Raw genomic sequence first — 7,689 nt, 5'->3', positions numbered from 1 at the left:
TAACGCTGTAGAATTCGCCTCCCGCTAACGAGAGATCGGAAGCGCAAGTGGTTGAAGTTGTTGAAGAATTCTTCGAAAACTTCTGAAAATAATCACTTGACAGCAAATGAGGCTGCTGTAGAATGCGCGCCTCGGTTGAGACGAAAGATCTTAACCAACCGCTCTTTAACAACTGAATCAAGCAATTCGTGTGGGTGCTTGTGGAGTCAGACTGATAGTCAACAAGATTATCAGCATCACAAGTTACTCCGCGAGAAATCAAAGATGTAACCAACGATTGCTGAGCCAAGTTTAGGGTTTCTTAAAAACCCAAAGATGTTTGAACTGAAGAGTTTGATCATGGCTCAGATTGAACGCTGGCGGCAGGCCTAACACATGCAAGTCGAGCGGTAGAGAGAAGCTTGCTTCTCTTGAGAGCGGCGGACGGGTGAGTAATGCCTAGGAATCTGCCTGGTAGTGGGGGATAACGTTCGGAAACGGACGCTAATACCGCATACGTCCTACGGGAGAAAGCAGGGGACCTTCGGGCCTTGCGCTATCAGATGAGCCTAGGTCGGATTAGCTAGTTGGTGAGGTAATGGCTCACCAAGGCGACGATCCGTAACTGGTCTGAGAGGATGATCAGTCACACTGGAACTGAGACACGGTCCAGACTCCTACGGGAGGCAGCAGTGGGGAATATTGGACAATGGGCGAAAGCCTGATCCAGCCATGCCGCGTGTGTGAAGAAGGTCTTCGGATTGTAAAGCACTTTAAGTTGGGAGGAAGGGCAGTTACCTAATACGTGATTGTTTTGACGTTACCGACAGAATAAGCACCGGCTAACTCTGTGCCAGCAGCCGCGGTAATACAGAGGGTGCAAGCGTTAATCGGAATTACTGGGCGTAAAGCGCGCGTAGGTGGTTTGTTAAGTTGGATGTGAAATCCCCGGGCTCAACCTGGGAACTGCATTCAAAACTGACTGACTAGAGTATGGTAGAGGGTGGTGGAATTTCCTGTGTAGCGGTGAAATGCGTAGATATAGGAAGGAACACCAGTGGCGAAGGCGACCACCTGGACTAATACTGACACTGAGGTGCGAAAGCGTGGGGAGCAAACAGGATTAGATACCCTGGTAGTCCACGCCGTAAACGATGTCAACTAGCCGTTGGAAGCCTTGAGCTTTTAGTGGCGCAGCTAACGCATTAAGTTGACCGCCTGGGGAGTACGGCCGCAAGGTTAAAACTCAAATGAATTGACGGGGGCCCGCACAAGCGGTGGAGCATGTGGTTTAATTCGAAGCAACGCGAAGAACCTTACCAGGCCTTGACATCCAATGAACTTTCTAGAGATAGATTGGTGCCTTCGGGAACATTGAGACAGGTGCTGCATGGCTGTCGTCAGCTCGTGTCGTGAGATGTTGGGTTAAGTCCCGTAACGAGCGCAACCCTTGTCCTTAGTTACCAGCACATAATGGTGGGCACTCTAAGGAGACTGCCGGTGACAAACCGGAGGAAGGTGGGGATGACGTCAAGTCATCATGGCCCTTACGGCCTGGGCTACACACGTGCTACAATGGTCGGTACAGAGGGTTGCCAAGCCGCGAGGTGGAGCTAATCCCAGAAAACCGATCGTAGTCCGGATCGCAGTCTGCAACTCGACTGCGTGAAGTCGGAATCGCTAGTAATCGCGAATCAGAATGTCGCGGTGAATACGTTCCCGGGCCTTGTACACACCGCCCGTCACACCATGGGAGTGGGTTGCACCAGAAGTAGCTAGTCTAACCTTCGGGAGGACGGTTACCACGGTGTGATTCATGACTGGGGTGAAGTCGTAACAAGGTAGCCGTAGGGGAACCTGCGGCTGGATCACCTCCTTAATCGACGACATCAGCTGCTCCATAAGTTCCCACACGAATTGCTTGATTCATTGAAGAAGACGATAAGAAGCAGCCCGAAATTGGGTCTGTAGCTCAGTTGGTTAGAGCGCACCCCTGATAAGGGTGAGGTCGGCAGTTCGAATCTGCCCAGACCCACCAATTTTGTGTGGGAAACGCCTGTAGAAATACGGGGCCATAGCTCAGCTGGGAGAGCGCCTGCCTTGCACGCAGGAGGTCAACGGTTCGATCCCGTTTGGCTCCACCACTACTGCTTCTACGTTATGAAAGCTTAGAAATGAGCATTCCATCGTTATGATGGTGAATGTTGATTTCTAGTCTTTGATTAGATCGTTCTTTAAAAATTTGGGTATGTGATAGAAAGATAGACTGAACGTTACTTTCACTGGTAACGGATCAGGCTAAGGTAAAATTTGTGAGTTACTCAGTTTTGAGTATTATCGAATTTTCGGCGAATGTTGTCTTCACAGTATAACCAGATTGCTTGGGGTTATATGGTCAAGTGAAGAAGCGCATACGGTGGATGCCTTGGCAGTCAGAGGCGATGAAAGACGTGGTAGCCTGCGAAAAGCTTCGGGGAGTCGGCAAACAGACTTTGATCCGGAGATGTCTGAATGGGGGAACCCAGCCATCATAAGATGGTTACCTTACACTGAATACATAGGTGTATGGAGCGAACCAGGGGAACTGAAACATCTAAGTACCCTGAGGAAAAGAAATCAACCGAGATTCCCTTAGTAGTGGCGAGCGAACGGGGACTAGCCCTTAAGTGGCTTTGAGATTAGCGGAACGCTCTGGAAAGTGCGGCCATAGTGGGTGATAGCCCTGTACGCGAAAATCTCTTAGTCATGAAATCGAGTAGGACGGAGCACGAGAAACTTTGTCTGAATATGGGGGGACCATCCTCCAAGGCTAAATACTACTGACTGACCGATAGTGAACTAGTACCGTGAGGGAAAGGCGAAAAGAACCCCGGAGAGGGGAGTGAAATAGATCCTGAAACCGTATGCGTACAAGCAGTGGGAGCCCACTTTGTTGGGTGACTGCGTACCTTTTGTATAATGGGTCAGCGACTTATTTTCAGTGGCGAGCTTAACCGAATAGGGGAGGCGTAGCGAAAGCGAGTCTTAATAGGGCGTCTAGTCGCTGGGAATAGACCCGAAACCGGGCGATCTATCCATGGGCAGGTTGAAGGTTGGGTAACACTAACTGGAGGACCGAACCGACTACCGTTGAAAAGTTAGCGGATGACCTGTGGATCGGAGTGAAAGGCTAATCAAGCTCGGAGATAGCTGGTTCTCCTCGAAAGCTATTTAGGTAGCGCCTCATGTATCACTGTAGGGGGTAGAGCACTGTTTCGGCTAGGGGGTCATCCCGACTTACCAAACCGATGCAAACTCCGAATACCTACAAGTGCCGAGCATGGGAGACACACGGCGGGTGCTAACGTCCGTCGTGAAAAGGGAAACAACCCAGACCGTCAGCTAAGGTCCCAAAGTTATGGTTAAGTGGGAAACGATGTGGGAAGGCTTAGACAGCTAGGAGGTTGGCTTAGAAGCAGCCACCCTTTAAAGAAAGCGTAATAGCTCACTAGTCGAGTCGGCCTGCGCGGAAGATGTAACGGGGCTCAAACCATACACCGAAGCTACGGGTATCACGTAAGTGATGCGGTAGAGGAGCGTTCTGTAAGCCTGTGAAGGTGAGTTGAGAAGCTTGCTGGAGGTATCAGAAGTGCGAATGCTGACATGAGTAACGACAATGGGTGTGAAAAACACCCACGCCGAAAGACCAAGGTTTCCTGCGCAACGTTAATCGACGCAGGGTTAGTCGGTCCCTAAGGCGAGGCTGAAAAGCGTAGTCGATGGAAAACAGGTTAATATTCCTGTACTTCTGGTTATTGCGATGGAGGGACGGAGAAGGCTAGGCCAGCTTGGCGTTGGTTGTCCAAGTTTAAGGTGGTAGGCTGAGATCTTAGGTAAATCCGGGATCTTAAGGCCGAGAGCTGATGACGAGCTAACTTTTAGTTAGCGAAGTGGTTGATGCCATGCTTCCAAGAAAAGCTTCTAAGCTTCAGGTAACCAGGAACCGTACCCCAAACCGACACAGGTGGTTGGGTAGAGAATACCAAGGCGCTTGAGAGAACTCGGGTGAAGGAACTAGGCAAAATGGCACCGTAACTTCGGGAGAAGGTGCGCCGGTGAGGGTGAAGGACTTGCTCCGTAAGCTCATGCCGGTCGAAGATACCAGGCCGCTGCGACTGTTTATTAAAAACACAGCACTCTGCAAACACGAAAGTGGACGTATAGGGTGTGACGCCTGCCCGGTGCCGGAAGGTTAATTGATGGGGTTAGCTAACGCGAAGCTCTTGATCGAAGCCCCGGTAAACGGCGGCCGTAACTATAACGGTCCTAAGGTAGCGAAATTCCTTGTCGGGTAAGTTCCGACCTGCACGAATGGCGTAACGATGGCGGCGCTGTCTCCACCCGAGACTCAGTGAAATTGAAATCGCTGTGAAGATGCAGTGTATCCGCGGCTAGACGGAAAGACCCCGTGAACCTTTACTATAGCTTTGCACTGGACTTTGAATTTGCTTGTGTAGGATAGGTGGGAGGCTTTGAAGCGTGGACGCCAGTCTGCGTGGAGCCAACCTTGAAATACCACCCTGGCAACTTTGAGGTTCTAACTCAGGTCCGTTATCCGGATCGAGGACAGTGTATGGTGGGTAGTTTGACTGGGGCGGTCTCCTCCTAAAGAGTAACGGAGGAGTACGAAGGTGCGCTCAGACCGGTCGGAAATCGGTCGTAGAGTATAAAGGCAAAAGCGCGCTTGACTGCGAGACAGACACGTCGAGCAGGTACGAAAGTAGGTCTTAGTGATCCGGTGGTTCTGTATGGAAGGGCCATCGCTCAACGGATAAAAGGTACTCCGGGGATAACAGGCTGATACCGCCCAAGAGTTCATATCGACGGCGGTGTTTGGCACCTCGATGTCGGCTCATCACATCCTGGGGCTGAAGCCGGTCCCAAGGGTATGGCTGTTCGCCATTTAAAGTGGTACGCGAGCTGGGTTTAGAACGTCGTGAGACAGTTCGGTCCCTATCTGCCGTGGACGTTTGAGATTTGAGAGGGGCTGCTCCTAGTACGAGAGGACCGGAGTGGACGAACCTCTGGTGTTCCGGTTGTCACGCCAGTGGCATTGCCGGGTAGCTATGTTCGGAATAGATAACCGCTGAAAGCATCTAAGCGGGAAACTAGCCTCAAGATGAGATCTCACTGGGACCTTGAGTCCCCTGAAGGGCCGTCGAAGACTACGACGTTGATAGGTTGGGTGTGTAAGCGCTGTGAGGCGTTGAGCTAACCAATACTAATTGCCCGTGAGGCTTGACCATATAACACCCAAGCAATTTGACTACTCTAACGAGCATCAGATTGCGGTGTGTGAAGACGATAGAACCGAAAGTTCGATCTCACGAAAACACCGAAAGCTGTCACATACCCAATTTGCTGAAGCGAGGCCATCTGGCCACGACTCAGTACCCGAATTTCTTGACGACCATAGAGCATTGGAACCACCTGATCCCATCCCGAACTCAGTAGTGAAACGATGCATCGCCGATGGTAGTGTGGGGTTTCCCCATGTGAGAGTAGGTCATCGTCAAGATTAAATTCCAGAACCCCTGTTTGCTAACGCGAACAGGGGTTTTGTTTTGGACGGTCGAAAAGTCTCAGGAGTAAGGGCCTGTCACCGTTCCCCTTGCCGTACCCCGAACCTCCATGAAAAATCCCTCATCCGGCATACCGTTGGGGAAATCGATACAAAGTGTTTCTGCATTTTTGGTATGGTGCAGCACATTTTCACAGGGATTGATCTTTCATCCGCAGGACGCGGCGTCGACCTTCTTTAACGAGATGCTGTAGAAATGCCTGAACCGATACCGATCAAAGATCACGAAAAAGAAAACCGCCTGGTCAACAAGCGCCTGCTCGCCTGCGCACTGTTAGTGATCGGCATCACCTGTGCCTTGGTAGGCCGCATGTATTTCCTGCAGGTGGTGCAATATGACTATCACTCTACGATTTCTGAAAACAACCGTGTCCACGTGTTGCCCATCACACCAACGCGCGGGTTGATCTATGACCGCAATGGTGTGGTGCTTGCCGACAACCGCCCCAGCTACAACCTGACCATCACCCGTGAGCGCACCACTGACCTCAAAGGTGAGCTGGATGCCATCGTCAGTTTGCTGCACCTGCCCATCGAAGACCGTGCAGTGTTCGACAAGGCGCTAAAACAAGCACGCCACCCCTTCGTGCCTGTGACATTGTTTTACGAGCTGACCGAAGAACAGATTGCGCTGCTGGCTGTGAACGAGTTCCGCCTGCCTGGGGTAGACGTAGAACCGCAATTCGTTCGCCACTATCCTCTGGGCGCCCACTTTGCCCATTCCATCGGGTATGTGGGGCGGATCAATGAGAAAGAATCCAAAGCCCTCGACTCTGTGGAGTATCGCGGTACGCAATCCATCGGCAAGACCGGTATCGAGCGCTTCTACGAGTCCGAGCTGCATGGTCACGTAGGCTATGAAGAAGTCGAGACCAATGCTCAGGGCCGCGTACTTCGCGTACTCAAACACACGGATCCGATCCCGGGTAAAAACATTGTGCTGAGCCTCGACGTGCACCTTCAGGAAGCGGCGGAAGAAGCCCTCGGTGATCGCCGCGGCTCGGTGGTTGCCCTCGACCCGCAAACCGGGGAAGTGCTGGCCATGGTCAGCAAGCCGAGTTTCGACCCAAACCTGTTCGTTACCGGCATCAGCTTCAAGGAATATGCCGCGTTGCATGACTCCATCGACCGGCCACTGTTCAACCGCGTCCTTAGAGGGCTTTACGCGCCGGGCTCGACCATCAAGCCTGAAGTCGCCATTGCCGGCCTCGACAGCGGTGTCGTCACGCCGCAAACCCGTGTCTTCGACCCTGGTTACTACCAACTGCCGGATTTTGACCACAAATACCGCAATTGGAACCACAGCGGCGACGGCTGGGTAGACATGGACGCCGCCATCATGCGCTCCAACGACACCTACTTTTACGACCTGGCCCACAAGCTTGGCATTGACCGCTTGCACGACTACTTGGCGGAATTCGGCCTGGGCCAGAAAGTGTCGCTGGATATGTTCGAAGAGTCAGCCGGCCTGATGCCATCCCAGGCCTGGAAGCGCGCCACCCGGCGTCAGCCGTGGTTCCCGGGTGAAACCGTGATTCTCGGTATCGGTCAGGGCTATATGCAAGTCACGCCGCTGCAACTGGCCCAGGCCACTGCTTTGATCGCCAATAAAGGTGTGTGGAACCGACCGCATCTGGCCAAGACCATCAACGGCGTGCCGCCCGTGGATGAAAATCCTATGCCTAACGTGGTCCTTAAGGACCCGCGCGATTGGGAGCAGGTCAACCACGGCATGCAACTGGTGATGCACGATCCACGCGGTATTGCCCGCGCGGCGGCACAAGGCGCGCAATACCGCATTGCCGGCAAGAGTGGTACGGCGCAAGTGGTGGCGATCAAGCAGGGTGAGCGTTACAACCGCGAAAAGACCCTGGAGCGCCACCGTGACAACGCCTTGTTCGTCGGCTTCGCTCCGGCGGAGCACCCGAAAATCGTGATCTCGGTGATGATCGAAAACGGCGAGGCCGGCGGCCGCGTCGCGGGGCCGGTAGTGCGTCAGATTATGGATGCCTGGTTGCTCGATCAGGAAGGCCACCTGAAACCGCAATATGCGACGCCGGCTAAGACGCCTGGCGACCCAAAGGTTTAAA

The 7,689-nt window shown here is 52.8% G+C and carries 1 protein-coding gene, 2 tRNA genes and 3 rRNA genes; all 6 read left to right on the top strand.

Annotation, left to right across the window (positions count from 1 at the left end; all coding sequences use genetic code 11):
• Positions 1 to 321: 321 nt before the first annotated feature.
• The 6 genes from BFP95_RS22815 (at position 322) to mrdA (ending at position 7,688) form a co-directional block, all read left to right on the top strand.
• Positions 322 to 1,858, top strand: a 16S ribosomal RNA gene (locus BFP95_RS22815).
• A gap of 82 nt (positions 1,859 to 1,940) precedes the next feature.
• Positions 1,941 to 2,017: transfer RNA gene (locus BFP95_RS22810), tRNA-Ile, on the top strand.
• Positions 2,018 to 2,047: 30 nt separating this feature from the next.
• A tRNA-Ala gene (locus tag BFP95_RS22805) sits at positions 2,048 to 2,123 on the top strand.
• 249 nt (positions 2,124 to 2,372) lie between these two features.
• A 23S ribosomal RNA gene (locus BFP95_RS22800) occupies positions 2,373 to 5,264 on the top strand.
• Between the two features lie 156 nt (positions 5,265 to 5,420).
• A 5S ribosomal RNA gene (gene rrf, locus BFP95_RS22795) occupies positions 5,421 to 5,536 on the top strand.
• Together the 16S, 23S and 5S rRNA genes with 2 tRNA genes alongside form the textbook arrangement of a ribosomal RNA operon.
• A gap of 259 nt (positions 5,537 to 5,795) precedes the next feature.
• Entirely contained in the window at positions 5,796 to 7,688 is a 1,893-nt protein-coding gene (gene mrdA, locus BFP95_RS22790) for a penicillin-binding protein 2 (RefSeq protein ID WP_065910737.1), read from the top strand.
• Position 7,689: the final 1 nt, after the last annotated feature.

Origin of the sequence: Pseudomonas sp. 58 R 12 (assembly GCF_900005865.1) — a bacterium.
In the GTDB taxonomy this organism is placed as follows: domain Bacteria; phylum Pseudomonadota; class Gammaproteobacteria; order Pseudomonadales; family Pseudomonadaceae; genus Aquipseudomonas; species Aquipseudomonas tritici.
This window is presented reverse-complemented; position numbering and strand designations above follow the sequence as displayed.

What these genes read in the sequence shown, in the direction of transcription:
- mrdA (WP_065910737.1), top strand. Translation starts at nt 5,796, where the DNA reads ATGCCTGAACCGATACCGATCAAAGATCACGAAAAAGAAAACCGCCTG.